The sequence below is a fragment of the Streptomyces sp. DSM 42067 genome, assembly GCF_055792885.1.
Genome location: NZ_CM147706.1, coordinates 6,710,668 through 6,727,698, shown reverse-complemented (window position 1 = coordinate 6,727,698; position 17,031 = coordinate 6,710,668). Strand labels below are relative to the sequence as shown.

The following is a 17,031-nucleotide window of genomic DNA, read 5'->3' as shown; positions in this document are numbered from 1 at the left end:
CCACGTCCCCACCCACCCCAGTGGTCCCGTAGAACAGTAGGATCAACGCCCGACTCATGGGCCGTGCAGGCCCGGCGAGTTGACGTGCGTACGGGGGCCGTCGCCACGGGGGGCGGTTCGAGATTGCGATTGCGTGAAGGACTGGTGCATCGGTGAGCGTCGTCATCGTCAAGCGCCCGCCGCGGGTGTTCCCGCCGGAGGTGCCGAGTGAGGAGGTCAAGCTCGAGTCCCCTCCCGAACTGCCTCGCAACGAGGACGACAGCCTGCTGTTGAACCTGCTGCCCATGCTCGGCATGGGTTCGTCGGCGGCGTTCTTCTTCATGCCGGGTGCCCAGGGGGCCGGCGGCTTCATGAAGATCATGGGTGTGCTCATGCTGGCGTCCACGCTGGCCATGGTGGTCGCCCAGATCGTGCGGGCCCGGAGGGGGCCGTCCGGCCAGATGGCCGAATCCCGTCGCGACTACCTCAAGTACCTGGCGCAGAAGCGGCGTGAGGTCCGTCGCACCGCGCACAAGCAGCGCGACGCCCAGCACTACCTCCACCCGGCGCCGGAGCAGCTGTGGGCGCTGGTCGCCGAGGGTTCGCGGCTGTGGGAACGGCGGTCCACGGATGTGGACTTCGTCCAGGTACGGATCGGTCTGGGGCCGCAGCAGCTTGCGACCCCGCTGGTCGCGCCGGAGACCGCGCCGGTGGACGAGCTGGAGCCGCTGACCGCGCACGCGATGCAGCAGTTCATCGCCGGCCACGGCACGCTGAACGCTCTTCCGCTGGCGATCGGGCTGCGCTCCTTCTACCACGTGACGGTCTCCGGTGACGCGGAGACGGTCTACGGCCAGACCCGTGCGATGCTCGGTCAGCTGGCCTCGCTGCACTCGCCAGAGGACCTGCTGATCGCGGTCGTGGCCGCGCCCGGTGCGGCGGTGGAGTGGGAGTGGACCAAGTGGCTGCCGCACACGCAGCACAAGGAGTTCGACGGTGCCGGTACGCGCCGGCTCATGTGCTCCGACCTCGGCGAGCTCGAGGAGATGATCGCCCATCAGCTCGAGGGCCGGTCCCGGTGGAGCCGGGAGGGCCAGCCGGTGCTGGACCAGCCGCACGTTGTCATCGTGCTGGACGGCGGTGGCGTTCCGGCCGACTCGGTCCTCGCCTCGGCGGAGGGCCTGCAGGGCGTGACCATCCTCGAGGTAGTGCCCGGTGAGCTCGACGAGCTGCGCGGCTCGCTGTCGGTGCGGGTGTGGCCCGACGCCATGGAGCTGGAGGCGGGCACGGGTGTGTTCACCGGCCTCCCCGATGTGCTGTCGCAGGCGCAGGCGGAGTCGCTGGCGCGCCAGTTGGCGCCGCTGCGGCTCGGTGCGGCGGACGCGGACGAGCCGCTGCTGGCTAACCTGGACTTCACCGATCTGATGCAGATCGGTGACGCGGCGAGCGTGGACGTCTCGCGTACCTGGCGGCCGCGCACGCTGCACGAGCGCCTGCGCGTCCCGATCGGTCTCGGCGAGAACGGCGAGCCGGTCATGCTGGACATCAAGGAGGCCTCACAGGAGGGCATGGGCCCGCACGGTCTGTGCGTCGGCGCCACCGGTTCCGGTAAGTCGGAGCTGCTGCGCACCCTGGTGCTGGGCCTGGCGGTGACCCACTCGTCCGAGACGCTCAACTTCGTCCTCGCGGACTTCAAGGGTGGTGCGACCTTCACCGGCATGAGCACCATGCCGCACGTCTCGGCCGTGATCACCAACCTGGCCGACGAGCTCACCCTCGTGGACCGCATGCGCGACTCCATCACCGGTGAGCTGACGCGCCGCCAGGAGCTGCTGCGGCAGGCCGGCAACTACGCCAACATCACCGACTACGAGAAGGCGCGTGCCGCGGGTGCCCCGCTCGACCCGCTGCCGTCGCTCGTCCTGATCATCGACGAGTTCAGCGAGCTGCTGGCCGCGAAGCCCGACTTCATCGAGATGTTCATCCAGATCGGCCGTATCGGCCGTTCGCTGGGTGTGCACATGCTGCTCGCCTCCCAGCGGCTGGAAGAGGGCAAGCTGCGCGGCCTGGACACCTTCCTGTCGTACCGGATCGGTCTGCGGACCTTCTCGGCGGCGGAGTCCCGTACGGCGATCGGTGTGCCCGACGCCTACCATCTGCCGAACGTTCCCGGCGCGGGCATCCTGAAGTACGGCACCGACACGATGGTGCAGTTCAAGGCCGCGTACGTGTCGGGCACCTACCGGCCGAACGGGCCGGTGGCCGAGGGCGGCGGCCGGATCGACCGCTCGCCGGTGCTGTTCACCGCCTCGCCGGTGCCGGTGCGGATCCTCTCCGAGCCGGAGCCGGAGACCCGTCCCGACCAGATCGACGACGCGCTCGCCGACACCGTCCTTGACGTCATCGTCAGCCGCCTGGACGGCCAGGGTCCGCCGGCCCACCAGGTGTGGCTGCCGCCGCTGGACGAGCCGTTCAGCCTCGACCAGCTGCTGCCCGCGCTCAACATCACCGCGGACCGCGGTCTGCACGCCGAGGGCTACCACGCCCAGAGCAAGCTCGCCGTTCCGGTCGGCCTGGTCGACAAGCCCTTCGAGCAGCGCCGCGACGTGATGTACGCGGATCTGTCCGGTTCGGCCGGTCACGCGCTGATCGTGGGCGGCCCGCAGTCCGGCAAGTCGACGCTCGTACGCACGATGGTCGCGTCCTTCGCGCTCACGCACACGCCTGCGGAAGTGCAGTTCTACGCCCTCGACTTCGGCGGCGGCGGCATGCTCGCCATGGAGGGTCTGGCCCATGTGGGCGGTGTGGCCTCCCGGCTGGACCAGGAGAAGATCCGCCGTACGGTGGCGGAGGTGCACGGCATCCTCAACGCCCGCGAGGAGTTCTTCCGTGCCAAGAGCCTCGACTCGATGGCCACGTTCCGCAACCGCCGGGCGCAGGGGCACTACCCCGACCAGCAGTGGGGCGACGTCTTCCTGATCATCGACGGCTGGGGGACGTTCAAGAACGACTACGAGATGCTCGACCAGGTCATCGCGGACATCGCGACCCGCGGTCTCGGTTTCGGCGTCCACCTGATCATCACGGCGACCCGGTACACCGAGATGCGGCCGGCGCTGCGCGACCAGATCCTCAACCGTCTCGAGCTGCGTCTCGGTGACGCGATGGAGTCCGAGTTCGACCGCAAGCGGGCCGAGAACGTGCCGATGGGCAAGCCCGGCCGCGGTCTGTCCCCGGACAAGCTGGACTACCTGGCCGCCACTCCCCGTATCGACGGGGCCTCGACGGTGGAGGATCTGGCCGACGGCATGGCGAACTTCGTCAACGCCGTCAACAACGCCTGGCAGGGGCCGGCGGCGCCCAAGGTGCGGATGCTGCCGACGATGCTGTCCGCGTCCGAACTGCCGACGGGCGGCGACTTCACCAACCGCGGCATCGCGATCGGTGTCGACGAGCTCACGCTGTCGCCGGTCTTCGTGGACTTCGAGACCGACCCGCTGTTCGTCATCTACGGCGAGACCGAGTCCGGTAAGTCCTCGCTGCTGCGGCTCATCGCCAAGCAGGTCTCCGAGCGGTACCAGTCCAACAAGGCGCTGTTCGTGGTATCCGACTTCCGGCGCGCACTGCTCGGCCAGGTGCCCGAGAGCCACATGTACAAGTACTGCGCCTCGGGTCCGCAGCTGCAGGAGGTCATGGAGTCGCTGGCCGGCTCGATGAGCCGCCGCATGCCCGGCCCGGACGTGACTCCGGAGCAGCTGCGCAACCGCAACTGGTACACCGAGCCCGACGCGTTCATCTTCATCGACGACTACGACCTTGTGGCCACGTCGATGGGCAACCCGTTGTCGGTGCTCATGGAGTACCTGCCCTTCGCCCGTGACCTGGGTCTGCGCATCATCCTGGCCCGCACCACCTCGGGTGCCTCGCGCTCGTCCTTCGAGCCGGTGCTCACCCGGATCAAGGAGCTGGGCGCGCAGGGCATCGTGCTCTCCGGCGACCCGTCGGAGGGCCCGGTGTTCAACAACATCAAGGCCGCTCCGATGCCGCCGGGACGCGGCCAGTTCATCTCGCGCCGGACCAGCGGCCAGCTGGTCCAGACGGGATACCTGCCGGAGAGCTGAGTTTTCTCCGGACGTGGGGGGGGTGGGCCGGACTGCCGGCCCACCCCCCCCACATTCGAAGGCGGGACGATGTGCCCGCCGACACGGGCAACACCTGAACGGGAGGATGCGTGGGCGACCAATTCACTGTCGACACGGGCGAATTGGGGCGGTTCAACAAGACGCTGAACGAGGCCAAGGCCGCGCTCGACGAAGTACGCAAATCGATGCAGGACGTATCCGCTGAGGGCATCGGCACCAAGGACCTGGACGCCGCCTGCAACGACTTCCAGGAGCACTGGAAGTACGGCTCGGAGCAGATCGCCGGGCAGACGGGCAAACTCGCGGAAGCTGTGGGGAAGAGCAAGGCCAATTACGAAGAGGTCGAGGTCGCCGCGTCAGTCCGCGCCGTCTTCGGTTGACCGTGGTAATGGAGTCGATAGACATGGTCATTCCCTTGGCAAAGACCGCCTACGAGGATCCGGCAACGCGGTGGGCGTGGCGCCGCACAGCCATCTTCCGAGTGTGCTCCTTCCTCCTCTCGCTGGCGTCCTTCGTCGCCTGGCTGTACGCAGTGGTCATGACGCCGGTATGGACTCTCTGGATCCTCTTCCCGGCGCTGATCGTGCTGATCGGGATCGCCCTGCGGACACTCGTGAACGTACTGGGTCTTGCCAGCCTGCGCCGCATTCTGAAGGTCTACCCCTGGGGGGCATACCCTGACGCGGCCACAATCGCCAAGAACGGCACGACACGCTTCACCATTCCGGACCCCGACAGGCTGGAGAAGCAGATCAGCCTCAAATGGGGCGACTGGCTGGGGAGCGGCGTTACTTTCTGGGTTCGCGAGGTGAAGAAGGGGAATGTCGGCGAGATCTGGTTCGCCGGAGATCCCCGTTTCCTCGGTGTCATCGCCGTTTCAGGACCACGCCGCCTGATTTCGGTGGCTCAGCCGGAGGCGGTCAACGACCAGATGTCGGCCCGCAAGCGCGGCGTCAGCCCCGAGGCGCGGGAGCGGGCCAGGGCGGCCGGTGCGCGGGTCGGATAAGCACCCCGTGCAGGCTGAGTGCCCGGGCAAACGGACGGCGGTGGCGGTACCCGGTCGGGTACCGCCACCGCCGTCGTCGTCTTCGTAGTGCCCGTCAGAGACGTGAGTCGAGAAGCTTGCGGAGCTGCGGGGAGAGCTCCGGGACGGCCGCGCCGGCGGCCTGGGCCTCGGTCAGCTGGTCGACGTAGCGTCGGGCCTCGGCGGACAGGGCCATCTGCCGCTTGCCGAGCCGGTGCCCGGCCACCCACGTCCAGATGCCGAGGACGACGAGCAGCGCGGCTGCGTACGCCACGGGCATGTCCTTGACCACGGCGTAGAAGACACCGATGGCTCCGGCGAGGATGAGGGCCCCGCCCGCCTCGTCGTGCCAGCCGCCCCGATCGGCGATCCGCTCGTACTGCGCGACCGCCGCAGGCTTGGCGGGCAGCGGCGGTGCGGTCCCGGCACCGTCGGCGGACCACGGCTGTCTGGGGGCGGTGCGACCGGGCGGTGCGGTGTACGTCGGCAGGGGGGCTGCCTCCACTCCTCCACCGCCCCGGCCGGTCAGCCAGCCGGGGACGAAGGTCACGGGCACGCCGTGTGCGAGAGCCGCCGCAAGGACGTGCCGGTAGCCCTTGAGGAAGGGGTGGTTGAGCTTCTGCTTGCCCTTGCGGTGAAGCCGTACGAAGGCGGCGACCGCCAGGACGAGCAGGACGGCCGGAGGCACGAAGCCGAGCGCGATGTTCTCGGGCCTGCTGGACGCGGCCCAAACCAGCCAGGAGAGACCGACGGCGCTCGTGAGGGACGCGGCCCAGGCCAGTTCCCCGCGCGAGGTCCGGCGCAGGGACGCCTCGTGTTCGGCCAGCGTCCGCCTGACCGCCTCGTCGTCGAAGTAGTCGTAGCCGTAGGTTCTGCCGAACTCCCGTACGGCGCCAACGAGTCGAGGGTCCGCTGAGAGCGCGTGTGCGCCGACCGGAAGGAGATCACTGGGGTTGTTGTCCATGATGCGGCCGCCTCCTCTGGTCGGCCCTATCCGAAGACGGAGTCGCCCGGTCCCCGCACGGTCCGCGTACAGGGTGCGACGACCTCGACGACGAGCCGCTGCCGGCCGGCGATCAGCGTGACGTTGACGCGGTGTCCGGAGCCGCCGTCCGCGGCCAGGGACACGCTCTGGCCCGGCGTCCCCGACAGCTTGAGCCAGCCTTGGCCCTGGAAGGACTCGTCGAGCCGCCCGACGGCGATGGCCAGCAGCGCGTCCTCGACGTCGTCGATCTGCCAGTGGTGGCGTGCCGTGCACACCGACCGCAGGCCCTTGGACCAGCAGTCGGCACAGGTGACCGCGGACACCGCGTTACCCTCGTCCATCCGGCCGCGAACGGCGAGGCTGTCCAGGACCCGACTGGAGTGCGCATAGAGCTCTTGGACCAGGGCCGGGTCTGGCGCCACCTCCGGGACCGGCTGGGCCTGGGAGAGCGCGGCGGCCATCTGGGCCTCCTCCTCCGTGGCCCAGTCCAGCGTCCGGACGATCGTCGCGAAGAGCTCCGAGTAGAAGTTCCAGTCCTCCATGCAGGGCGTGGAAAGTTCGAACACCAGCATGTCGGCGTCGTTCGGCAGCGGGACGTACACCTGGATCTGACCACGCGGCATCTCCAGGGGCTGCCCGGTGGGGGACGCCTCGGGAGCGAGAGTGAAGGGGGCATCGCCGATCCGTACGACGGCCCTGGCCTCGCCCTTGCCGCAGGGCAGGGCGCTGATCCTGACGTCGTCGTCGGGGTAGGCCCGCTGCAGGCCGGTGAACGCCTCCGACAGTACGTCCTCAGCGGTGATGTTCTGCAGCGGCGTGCGGTAGACCGCGACACTGGCGGTGCTGGGGCGCCCGTCCATGTCCATGGCGCAGAAGCCGGCGTACACGGCTCCGGCGTCCCGCAACTCCCCGACGATGGCGGCGTAGGTGACGAACATTCGCACCCGCTCGTCATCCGTGCCGCTCGCCAGGACCTTCTTGACCGTTTCGTAGAGCCGCTCGGCCGCCTCGTCAGCGTCGTCCGTGTCCACGGGCAGTTCGTGGAAGAACGGCGGTATGACCCACCCGACGTGGAGCCGGGACTTCTCCATCTCGGAGTCGGGGGTGGCGGTGGTGGGTTCGGTCATCTCGCTCAGGCCGCCAGGGTGTGGTGGAACTTGTCACCCGTGGCCGCCGGGTACGGCATCGTCTGGACGGGCGGCTCGCTGCTGTCCATGAGCCTGTCCTCAGGGCTGCCGGGAGCGACCGGCGCCGGCTGGGTCTGAACCGGCGGCTCGCTGTTGCCGCCGTCGTTCCCGCCCCAGATGAGGTTGCCGACGCCGAAGCCGGTGGAGAAGCCCTTGACGCCGGTGGTGATGAGCGCAGGGTCAACCGACTTGCCGAACATCCCCAGCCCCTTGTTGATCATCTTCGTGCTGAAGGGATTCGTGATCTGGTTGACCATGGTCTTGGCACCCGGAGCGATTCCGGCTGCGAACTTCCCTCCGGCACGAACCGCCTTGACTCCGGAGATCAGCCCCTTGGCAACACCACCGACGCCGGGAATGACACCGAGCGCATCGAGGCCGACCTTCCACGGCGGAGCCCCGCCCATCCAGTGGCCCGCCATGGCCGCACCGGCGAAGACCACGGAGCCCGCGCCCAGAATCGCCGAGGCGACCTGACCACCGACCGGGATGACGTTGACCACGATCGCGGCAGCGGCCAGCGCGCTGGAGATGGTGGAGAACAGGTCCGCGTTGTCGATCAGGAAGTTCTTGAAGCCGTCCCAGGCACCCTTCAGCCCGTCCGTGATCTTGTCCCAGATGCTGAGGTCCGGCGGCCGGTTCTTGGCGGCCTCGCGGATGGCGTTCTCGGCTCTTTCGGCCTGCTCTTCCCAGTACTTGCGGAGCGCCTCGCCGTTCTCGATGAGCCTCTCGAGTTCCCCTGCGGCTTCCTTGGCCGCCGTTTCGGCAGAGTTGGCCTCCTCTGTCAGGGCCTTGGCCTCCTGCTCGGTGAGCTCACGGACCATCGCCTGGTTTATCTTGGCGTTGACCCGGTCGACCGCGTCGTTCTTCTGGTCGAGCCGCTTGCGCGCTTCGACCGCCAGCTCCTCGAGAGTCTTGGCCTGTCGCTGCATGGTCTCGAGCTCGGTGTGCCAGGTCCTCAGCGCCTTCGAGCAGGCGGTCATCGACTCGTGGCCCTGCTGCAGATACTTGGGCAGCTCGCCGATCTTGTCGTGGAACTTCTGGGCGGCCTCGCCCTCCCACGCTCCGTCCGTCTTGCCGATGCTCAGCAGCATCTCGCGCAGCTCGTCGAGCTCGTCGCCGACCGTCTTGACGTCGTACGCCAGTGACTCGACCGTGTGCAGGTCACCCTTGGCCGGATTGAACGTCAGACCAGGCCAGTTGGGATCGTCGAACATGCCCATCGTCTTCTCCCCGTAGTACTCGGATTGTCGGAGCGGCGGTAGCCAGGGCTACTTCTGGCTGAAGCCCTTCTGCAGGTCCTGCTCGGTCGACTGGTACGACTCGAGTGTCTTCTTGAGCCCCTCGTGCAGCTGCTTGGAGGAGTCGGCGATCCGCTTGATGCCATCTCCCCAGTCGTCCTGGAAGCCGTCGCAGGCGTTGTCGAGCCCGTCCGTGCCCAGACCCTTGGGGCCCACCTTGTTCAGCCGCTCCTGGGCGCCGCGCATGCGGTCGTCCACCTGGTCCAGCCTGTTGAGCATGGTCTTCATGCGATCGACATCGATCCTGAAGTCCGCCATCCCGTGCGCCTCCCCGTAGCCGTGATCGAATCACCGCCGTTCAGGCTATATGAGCCCCAACTGACCAGCTACGCGGCATGGTTCGCTGTCACGAACTTGTGGCATGGACACGCACAAAGCGCCATGGGCGCGCACAGCAGGCTCAACCGCGGTCCCACACGTGCAGCACGGCCTGAGCGTAGGCCAGCCGTTGGTCCAGCCGCGGTGATGCGAGGCGGTAGACGCCGCCGATCCGGTAATCGATGGCGACCTCCGGATCATCGGCAGCGCGCCACTGCGTACGGGACGGGGGCTCCAGCTCCCAGGCCGCTTCCTTCTTCGCCTCGTCCTTCTCGCCGATCAACAGCAGAACCAGCCCCTGGGCAGCCATGATCGCCCATGCCACGAAGTACAGCGGGGAAAGCAGGACCATCGCCGTCCAGCCCTTGCCGGTCCCCACAGTCCCGGTCAGCGTCTGCCCCACAGGGGCGCCGCCCGCCTGCACGGTCCAGCGGACGCGGCGCGGCCACGGCAGCAGCCGTCCACTGCTCCGCGTGATCCGGCCCAACGCGTCGCCGTCGCTTCCGTACACGTCGTACACGCCGCCGCCGGCAGGCTGGACTGAGCACAGCAGCTCGCCGTTCGGGCCGGTCACGGTGAACGGCGGCCGTGCTGTCCGCCCGCGCTTCGGCGCGTCATGCGGCACGTGGACGTGCGCGAGCCGGTCGCCATCCGCGCCCGGGTCCGCCTGCCAGATGGCGGTCTGCTTTCCGGCCGGCATCCGGTCATACTTGTGCAGCGCTCTGTTATTGATCTTGATCGTGGAAGCCGGCGCCTGGGCGGGAGCGTCCCCGTGCGCCGGGGCGGTGGCGTCCCCGTGGCGCCCGGGAGCCGGAGACTGCGCCTGGTGCTGCACCTGCCACGCCTGCTGAGACCGCTGCGACTGCTGATCCTGCGAGGCCCATTCCCGGCCGTTGTTGTGCATGACCGCCCAAACTGTCGATGGCGTTGACAATGACGATCGACAGGATCTCAGAGGTCGGTTCACGTCGTCGCGGGGTTCTTGAACCTGCACGTCCACGCCAGTCGGGCTCATGGTGGGTGAACAGGTCGCGCAGGGCCGTGAGGGGATTGATGCCGTGCTTGCGTACGGCGGTGGCGAGCCGGGGCCTGCTGGCGGCAACAGAGCCCAGGGGAAGTTCAGCTCACACCCTCGGATGCAGATGAGTCACGAGACGTCCTCCCCGGCCTCGCCCGGGACCGCGAGCATGGCACGATACGGGACCAGCGAGGCTCCAGTCGGCGGCCGTTTGGAGAGCGAGATCACCAGCGCAACGACGAGGAGCTCGCCGCGTCCACGGGCTCGCCCGATTCGCTGCGCCTTGACGAGCGTACGGACACGAAGGCTTCGTACGTGGTGAAGACAGCAGGGGATGTTTCGGATGAGTGGAACTGACCGGAACCGGGAGTCGGTCGAACGGGCGCGCACGGTGGTACCCGCCGGAGAAGTGGAACCCGTTCGAGGCCTTCTTCTGGCGTGAGGACAAGAAGCCGGGCAAGCCGTTCCGCGGCGGCTGGAACAGCATGGCCGGCCACCTGGCGCGCGCCATCATGCCCCGGACGAGGAACGGCGCTGACGTGGAGATGCAGGTCACCGGCCACCGCCTACAGCTCGCGTACGTGTCCTGCACGGACTCCCTCACGGGCGCGCGCCGCCCGGTCGAGGTCGGGTGGGCCACGGACCTTCGTAACGTGGCGTGGATCCGTGACCGAAGCGACGTGGTGGGCGGCAACCACGAGATCGGCTTCGTCGATGGTTCGTGGTGCTCGGTCCAGTTCATGGGCCAAGGCTGGCGCCGGATGCCGGAGGCGTTCCCGGTCCGACTGAGCCACCGCGACCCGGTTCCGTCCCCGCGATGAGTCGAGATACGACACAGCAGGCCTCTCACCAGACCGGTCTGAGGCCCGCTAGCTCGTTCCCGCAACAGATGGCCACTCGCGAAGCGCGTGATCGGCAAGCCCCGGGCTTGTCGAACTACCGGTAAGACACAGGCCGCTTGATGCCGGCACGCTTGGCCTGCTTGATACGGACCTCTCCGGCGTTGTCGCGAGCCTCGGCAGCCAGCGCCCATTCACTGGGCTGCATGAAGAGCAGCTCACCGGTGCCCGGCACGATGGCCGCACCTCCGAACGGATCGTCACCGGCGAACCAGACGCCGTCGACCATGCCCTTGGGCCACCCTGCGCGCCCGAGAGGATCCTTAGCGAGCATCGTCACTGACTGGTCAGCCTGCTTACCGAAGCGCAGGTACAGCTTCCGGCTCTCCAGCTTCACCTTCTCAAGCGACCCACGAAATTCCAACGGGTACGTACGGAAGACCCGCGAGCAGTTCCAGATCACGGACGTGCGCGCGTAGAAGAGGATCGAAGTGAACACGAACCCGAGGAGTCCCACGATGGCAATCGGCAGCAGGTATCCGCGATATTCCATCGGCCACATGTACATCTGAACAAACATGGCCGCACAGGGAAGGCCGAATTTCGCGAATCGCTTCAGCGCGATGCCGTAGTGATACTTCAGCGCCCCCCTGAAGTCAGTGCCGTCCGTCGCATAAAGCACCGGAGTGATGTCTGACATGGCGTTTCCTCCGTGCTCACCCGTTTTCATCCGAATGGACTCCTTTCCTCCGGTCCTGAGCCGGGTGCCGTGAACGGCCCGGGTCTGCTGGTCGCTTCGGTCGGGGCCACCGGGTCAGTGAAAGTGACTGTGTGGGCGACACCCACCAGCACTCCACGGTAGTCGTCAGCGAGCTCTACCGACGGTGTCACCAACTGCACAGTGATGACCGACGAGGAGCGCGTGTCCGGGATAGCCACCGTTCCCTGCCAGACAGTTCCCTCCAGGGGCTCCTCCTGACCCTCGGGGGGAGCGCTCGGCGCCACCGTGCGCCGTTCCGACTCCATCAGGAACCCCGTGCCAACGGGTAGTTTCACCGGCACAACGCCGTTATCAGGGCCCGTCCCGGCGCCCGCTAGCATCTGAGTGAGCGCAGCCTTGGGGTTTCCCTCCGGCGTGGAAAGCGTGGAAACCGTAAGGACGGACAGCGAAGGGCTCCCGTTGTCGTCGGGGTGCATTCCGAGTGCGCAACCCTGAACCTGCTGCTTCTGCAGCATGGTCACGACGATGGCGTACAGACGGAACACCTGCTCGGCGCGGTCGCGGAGTTCACGGGGAAGTTCATTGATTTGCCGCGCGACCTCCTGGAGTCCCTCAGCTGACGGCTGGAGGTCCAACTTCAGGTACCCGTACGGGAGTCCGTACCAGAACTTCGGCTTGAGCTCGGGCGGCGCGTTATCCAGAAAGCCGTTCACAGTCGAATCCCCGTTACCATGTCACCCAGATCATCCATGATTTGAATGACGCCACTCTTCAGCCCCGTCGAGGCAGCGCCTATCTTCGTCGCTTCGGCGGCATCATGCCCGGGGCCATCCTTCGGAAGGACGCCGAGGGTCTCCAGTGACGATGCCGTGTTCCCGACTATGTTGACACCTTGGATGGAGTACTGGAGCATCCCGACCTTGGGATCCGTCGCCGCATCAAGCGCCTTGAATTGGAAGGCGGGGACGATTTCACTGCCGAACTTGGCGAACTTCGACCCGAGCGACATCGCCTCTCCGCCTTCTCGGGCAAGCGCCGCCGCCATCCCCATTTCGCTTCCCGCTTTGGCGAGGGCGCCGACCCCAGGCACCATGCCCAGACCGTCACCGACCATGGAGCCCACGGCGAATGCCTGTTCCTTCAACCCGTACTCACCCGTCAGGGCGTCCCTGAAGTCCTCACTCGAGAGGTTCTTGGCCATGGCGAGCGCACTCGCGCCAACCGCGATCGCCGCAAAGATCGGCGCGGCCGGCGTTGGCAGGAGCGCCAGCAGACCGGCGATCGCCCCAATGGTGCCGGCGTGCTCCCATATCTGCTTGCCGACCCACGCAATGCCGTCACCGATGGTCTGAACGGTCTTGCTGAGCCAGCCGGGCTCCTTCGGAGCCAGCTTGTCGTCGGCCTCGTCCAGCTTGCCGGCGATGAACTCGGACCGCTGGGTGTGCTCCCCCTCCAGCTCACGCGCCTTCTTGATGACGTCGTTGTACGCGGTGGTGGCGTTGTTGAGGCTGGTAGTGGCTTCGTTCAGGGCGCCCTCGGCGGCTCGCAGACGCGCCGTCGCGGCGTCGGCCTCCTCCTGGCTGGGATACTGCTTCCCGCCAAGCTTGAGGTCCGGGTTCTTGCTCGCCTCGTCATGACGCTGCTGGGCCTTGTCGGCCGCAGCTTTCTTCTCTCGCGCGGCGTCGTCGTACTTCTTGGCCAGGTCACGGTGCGACGCCAGATCGCCGTCCCATTGACCGAGCCACGTTGCGGCCTTCCCCAGCGACCTCCCAGCGTTCCTCATGTACTCCTTGAGGTCGCCATCGAGAGATTCCCGGAAAGCGGACGCCGCGTCCCCCTCCCAGCTGGAGCTGGCAGCGAGCAGACTCTCGATCTGACGGTGGCAGTTGTCCAGCGTCTCCGCCGCCGACTTCACCTTCTGATGCAGCGCGGAAACCTCTTCGGGTACGCCGGGCACGGGATTCCAGCCGAGGCTGGGATACGGATTAGCAGCCATCAGCGGTTCCCCCCTGCATTCGTGGCCGCCGTCTCCTCCATCTTTTTGAGGGCCTGCGACAGCTCGGCTTCAAACTTCTTGTAGCTCAGCATGGTTGTTTCCACGCCCTCGCCGACCGCTTTGATCAGCTCCTTCAACTCCTCGGTCCCATGCTGCCATCTGTCCTGAAACGTGTCACAGGCCTCGTCCAGGCGCACCGTTCCGATCTGGTCGGCACGGACATGCGAGAGCGCTTTGCGCGCGCCCTCCAACTCCTCTACCGATCGCTTCAACGTGTCACCAAATGACTTCAAATGGTCAAGATCGACCTTGAATTCCTGCCCCACAAACGACCCCCTTCTCAATTGCGGCGAAGCGATCAAATGGCATCCAGGGGGACAGAACAGACAACCCCCGTGGCGCTGACGCAGCGACAGACTAAGGTGCGAGCAAAGCCAGATCAGAAATCGCGCCTGGGCGTGCAGTGCCGGCCGAGCGCTACGAAGTGTGGACGTGTTGTGAATCCGGAGGGCGGCATGCGGGGAGCACCAGCGGAAGGGCGGGAGAGCCGAGTCCCCCTGGGCAAGGTGGCCTTCGACCATCCAGGGACTCGGGCTACCTGGGTCAACGCCCGCCGCAGGGTGATCGCGCGCCTGTCGCTCTGGACCATCCTCTGGGTGACGTCGTCCCTCGCGCCCAGTCTGCTCCAGGAGTTCGATGTCATCTCCATGTCCGACACCGGGGAAGGCGTTCTCGGCTTGATCGTGAGCCTGACGTTTCTCGCCTATCTCGTCATCCTCTACCTCGACGTCAGCGCGCTGCGTTCCATCAAGCGCATCCGGCGCATTCTCGAGGCGGCCCCGTGGCGCCCGATCCCGGCAGCGCGCAAGCACCCCCTGCTCAAGGGCGCGAGCGGCGTGCCCGTTCAGCTGCAGCTCCGCCCCGAGGGCGAGACCGGCGAGCTGAGCGGCATCATGTCGGCCCGCGGTTCGATCCACCGGCGCCGCTGGCCGGAAGCCATGGAGCAGGGCGCCTGGTACGCCGGGGATGTCGAAGGACACGGAGTCCTCGCCCTCCCGGGCGGCACCCGGCTCATGGAGGTGCAGCCCCGCCCGTGACGCAGTGCGTCGCGTCCACGCGAGCGGGGAAGCACTGACGAGCCCCCCCGTCCTGACCGACCGTTGTGCGGCGAGCGCCGCCCCAGGCGCGCACCGGGGAGTGGGCCGTCAGCCGGCCTGCCGGCGGCGTTCCTCCACCTTGATCCAGGCGAACACGACGGCGAAGATGACGCCGACCAGCAGGAAGACGCCGAGGACGAGCATCACAACCCACACGCCTTTGACGTTGTGCGAGTTTCCGTCCGTATCTCCGTAGCTGCCGCCCTTCCGGGGGCCTTTGCCGAGCTCCAGCCTGCTGAGGCCACCGCCGCTGAAGTCACGGTGACCGCTGCTGTAACCGCCGTGGCCGCTGCTGTGCCCGCCACGCCCTACTGCGACGTGCGGCGCGGAGTCGCCCGACGGCGCCGCGTACGCAGCAGCGGTCGGCGCGACTCCGAGTAGGGCACCAAGCAGCAGAATTACGGTTGCCAAACGCATGAAGAAGACCCCCTTGATTGACGGCGCGACGAAATCCGCACCCTGAGAACGGCATCGCAGGTTGGGGAATACAGCGGGCAAGTGCCACGTCTCTGACCAATTCCCGAGCTGTGCGGCGAAGTCGAAAGTCGCATTGATTCGAACTCGAGTGCACTCGTTTACCCGTTCGACACCGTCGGTCCACCTACCTTGTTCAGCCACATGGGAACGGGCGGCGCCGTGCGGCGACCTGCGCAACTCGCGAACCTACAGGGCGAGTTACGGACGCCACAACTCGAGAAGCTCACCCCGCCTGACTGATCGTCAATGGTGATACTGTCCGCCGTCGGCAGGGCCAACTTGCCTGACTTTTCGTGCAGTTGTTCAGGGGGCGGTGATCCGAGCATGGATGGCTTTCGCGCCGATCCGGAAGTTCTCAATAGTGGCGCTTCGAGCATTCTCAAATGTTTGAACCCGGCAGCAGACATAGATCTCGAAGCGCTGAGCAAGGATTCGGGAGCCGTCGGCCACTCGGGCCTCTCCGAGGAATTCGCCCGATTCTCCACTACGTGGCAGATCGCCTATCTCATTCTCCGCAGCCGTGCGAACTCCGCGGTGGAGATGCTCAACGCCATGGCCGACAACTACGCACGATCGGATACCGATGCGGGGCACCTGCTGAGTCCGCATCGCGCGGGCCTGATGTAAAGGACGGGGGGACAGACATGGCAGCACAGCTGGGCACGACCACAGACCCCAAGGAGCTCATCCCTGGCGCAGCGGATTCCCTGGAGGAGATCTCCCGGTCGCTCAGGAAACAGTCCGGCACATTCGAGGACGTCGGGACGGGACTGGGCCGCGTACGCGTACCCGGCTGGACAGGAAAGGCCAGCGACGCCTTCTGGGACAAGTTCTCCGGCGAGAAGCGGAACTGGTTGCGCGCCTCTGATGCGATGTCGGGCGCGGCCTCGGTGATCAGCAGCTACGCCGGGGCGCTGAGCAACGCGCAGCAGCAGGCAAGGGAGGCGATCGCCCTGTGGGACAGCGGCGATCGCAGCCAGGCCGAGGAGATTCTGAGGGCCGCCCGGCAGCAGGTGCAGCATGAAGGCGAATCGGCGAAGAAGAGGCTGGCCGAGCTGGCCGGCTCGGGTTCCGATGCACCGGATTGGCTGGCAAAGGCAAGCGATCTGGCCGAGCAGAGACCCACATCGGGGCAGACCGCCCTCAGCCGCACTCACCATGCATCCGATCCTCTGAGCGATCAGAGGAAGTGGAACATGGGTCAGAGATCCGAGGAGCCCGCTTCCACGCCCAGGAGCCAAGCCTGGACCATGAAGCTGGCCGAGGCGACCGACGAAGCGAAGCTGTGGGAGGCCGGGGCCAAGGGCAGGACCATGGTGGGGAGTGCTCTCCTCTCCGGGAGCGCCGATATCAAAGCGCTCGGCTTGGAAGGCACAGTGGGGGCGTCCCTCAGCAACGGCACATTCGAGGCCAAAGCGAGCGGTTCTGCCTACCTTGCAAAGGGGTCCGCACAGGGCAGTGCCCAGTACGGCATCATCGGCGCCAAGGGGCAGGCCTCGGGATTCGTCGGTGCTGAAGGGTCGGCGAAAGCCTCCGTGGGCAAGGACGGCTTACACATCGGCGGTGAGGCGTTTGCGGGCGCCAAAGCGACCGTGAGCGCCGGCGTCGACGTCGGCGGTATCGGGGCCGGTGTCACCGCCGAGGGGTGGGCAGGGGCCGGTGCCGCAGCCGCCGTGGATGCCGGTATGAAGGACGGCAAGTTCGTCGTCGGCGGAGAGCTTGGCCTCGGACTCGGCCTCGGGGCCAAGGTCTCCACGCAGATCGAGATCGATCCGGACAAGGTAGCCGATACGGCCGGCGATGCGGCGGACGCAGTCGGCGACGGCCTCGACGCGATCGGCGACGGGGTGAAATCGCTCAACCCCTTCGGCTGACACCAGCCTCGAA

At 67.0% G+C, this 17,031-nt stretch carries 17 protein-coding genes; 7 read left to right on the top strand and 10 right to left on the bottom strand.

Annotated elements, in window-relative coordinates:
• Positions 1-152 precede the first annotated feature (152 nt).
• The 3 genes from eccCa to ACSMXV_RS30515 all read left to right on the top strand — a co-directional run bounded on the left by eccCa (position 153) and on the right by ACSMXV_RS30515 (position 5,127).
• Entirely contained in the window at positions 153-4,100 is a 3,948-nt protein-coding gene (gene eccCa / locus ACSMXV_RS30525; RefSeq protein WP_473174365.1) for a type VII secretion protein EccCa, read from the top strand.
• A gap of 110 nt (positions 4,101-4,210) precedes the next feature.
• A complete protein-coding gene (locus ACSMXV_RS30520; RefSeq protein WP_473174364.1) occupies positions 4,211-4,501 on the top strand; it encodes a type VII secretion target in 291 nt (96 codons plus the stop codon).
• A gap of 23 nt (positions 4,502-4,524) precedes the next feature.
• Complete coding sequence (locus ACSMXV_RS30515; RefSeq protein ID WP_473174363.1) at positions 4,525-5,127, top strand: hypothetical protein; 603 nt, start codon at positions 4,525-4,527, stop codon at positions 5,125-5,127.
• 94 nt (positions 5,128-5,221) lie between these two features.
• Here the strand turns inward: ACSMXV_RS30515 and ACSMXV_RS30510 are convergent, their stop codons facing one another.
• The 5 genes from ACSMXV_RS30510 to ACSMXV_RS30490 form a co-directional block, all read right to left on the bottom strand.
• Complete coding sequence (locus ACSMXV_RS30510) at positions 5,222-6,109, bottom strand: hypothetical protein (protein WP_473174362.1); 888 nt, start codon at positions 6,107-6,109, stop codon at positions 5,222-5,224.
• 26 nt (positions 6,110-6,135) lie between these two features.
• Entirely contained in the window at positions 6,136-7,257 is a 1,122-nt protein-coding gene (locus tag ACSMXV_RS30505; RefSeq protein ID WP_473174361.1) for a hypothetical protein, read from the bottom strand.
• Between the two features lie 5 nt (positions 7,258-7,262).
• On the bottom strand, positions 7,263-8,534 hold the full coding sequence (locus tag ACSMXV_RS30500; RefSeq protein WP_473174360.1) for a putative T7SS-secreted protein: 1,272 nt from the start codon (positions 8,532-8,534) through the stop codon (positions 7,263-7,265).
• Positions 8,535-8,588: 54 nt separating this feature from the next.
• On the bottom strand, positions 8,589-8,876 hold the full coding sequence (locus ACSMXV_RS30495) for a WXG100 family type VII secretion target (protein ID WP_181866079.1): 288 nt from the start codon (positions 8,874-8,876) through the stop codon (positions 8,589-8,591).
• 142 nt (positions 8,877-9,018) lie between these two features.
• The gene (locus ACSMXV_RS30490) at positions 9,019-9,840 is read right to left on the bottom strand and encodes a hypothetical protein (protein ID WP_473174359.1); all 822 of its coding nucleotides are present in this window, start codon (positions 9,838-9,840) and stop codon (positions 9,019-9,021) included.
• Positions 9,841-10,301: 461 nt separating this feature from the next.
• Here ACSMXV_RS30490 and ACSMXV_RS30485 point away from each other — a divergent pair, with 461 nt between their 5' ends.
• Positions 10,302-10,775 (top strand): hypothetical protein, encoded by a 474-nt coding sequence (locus tag ACSMXV_RS30485; RefSeq protein ID WP_473174358.1) that lies wholly within the window; start codon positions 10,302-10,304, stop codon positions 10,773-10,775.
• 115 nt (positions 10,776-10,890) lie between these two features.
• Here ACSMXV_RS30485 and ACSMXV_RS30480 read toward each other — a convergent pair whose 3' ends face one another.
• The 4 genes from ACSMXV_RS30480 to ACSMXV_RS30465 are packed head-to-tail and all read right to left on the bottom strand — an operon-like array spanning position 10,891 to position 13,836.
• Positions 10,891-11,493: a hypothetical protein gene (locus ACSMXV_RS30480; RefSeq protein ID WP_473174357.1), complete on the bottom strand. Its 603-nt coding sequence runs from the start codon at positions 11,491-11,493 to the stop codon at positions 10,891-10,893.
• 26 nt (positions 11,494-11,519) lie between these two features.
• Positions 11,520-12,227, bottom strand: a complete 708-nt coding sequence (locus tag ACSMXV_RS30475; RefSeq protein ID WP_473174356.1) for a hypothetical protein — start codon at positions 12,225-12,227, stop codon at positions 11,520-11,522.
• Positions 12,224-13,510, bottom strand: a complete 1,287-nt coding sequence (locus ACSMXV_RS30470; RefSeq protein WP_473174355.1) for a putative T7SS-secreted protein — start codon at positions 13,508-13,510, stop codon at positions 12,224-12,226. Before ACSMXV_RS30470 ends, ACSMXV_RS30475 begins: the two co-directional genes overlap by 4 nt.
• Positions 13,510-13,836, bottom strand: a complete 327-nt coding sequence (locus ACSMXV_RS30465; protein ID WP_473174354.1) for a hypothetical protein — start codon at positions 13,834-13,836, stop codon at positions 13,510-13,512. Before ACSMXV_RS30465 ends, ACSMXV_RS30470 begins: the two co-directional genes overlap by 1 nt.
• A gap of 189 nt (positions 13,837-14,025) precedes the next feature.
• Between ACSMXV_RS30465 and ACSMXV_RS30460 the strand changes: the two genes are divergently transcribed.
• Positions 14,026-14,607 (top strand): hypothetical protein, encoded by a 582-nt coding sequence (locus ACSMXV_RS30460; protein WP_473174353.1) that lies wholly within the window; start codon positions 14,026-14,028, stop codon positions 14,605-14,607.
• 108 nt (positions 14,608-14,715) lie between these two features.
• On the opposite strand, the gene ACSMXV_RS30455 is transcribed toward ACSMXV_RS30460, so the two are convergent.
• Positions 14,716-15,084, bottom strand: coding sequence for a hypothetical protein (locus tag ACSMXV_RS30455; protein ID WP_473174352.1), 369 nt, complete (start codon positions 15,082-15,084; stop codon positions 14,716-14,718).
• A 384-nt stretch (positions 15,085-15,468) separates the two neighbouring features.
• Here ACSMXV_RS30455 and ACSMXV_RS30450 point away from each other — a divergent pair, with 384 nt between their 5' ends.
• Together ACSMXV_RS30450 and ACSMXV_RS30445 are read left to right on the top strand one after the other, a co-directional pair.
• Positions 15,469-15,771, top strand: a complete 303-nt coding sequence (locus tag ACSMXV_RS30450) for a hypothetical protein (RefSeq protein ID WP_473179243.1) — start codon at positions 15,469-15,471, stop codon at positions 15,769-15,771.
• A complete protein-coding gene (locus ACSMXV_RS30445; protein ID WP_473179108.1) occupies positions 15,717-17,018 on the top strand; it encodes a putative T7SS-secreted protein in 1,302 nt (433 codons plus the stop codon). The genes ACSMXV_RS30450 and ACSMXV_RS30445 overlap by 55 nt, the downstream gene beginning before the upstream one ends.
• Positions 17,019-17,031 lie beyond the last annotated feature (13 nt).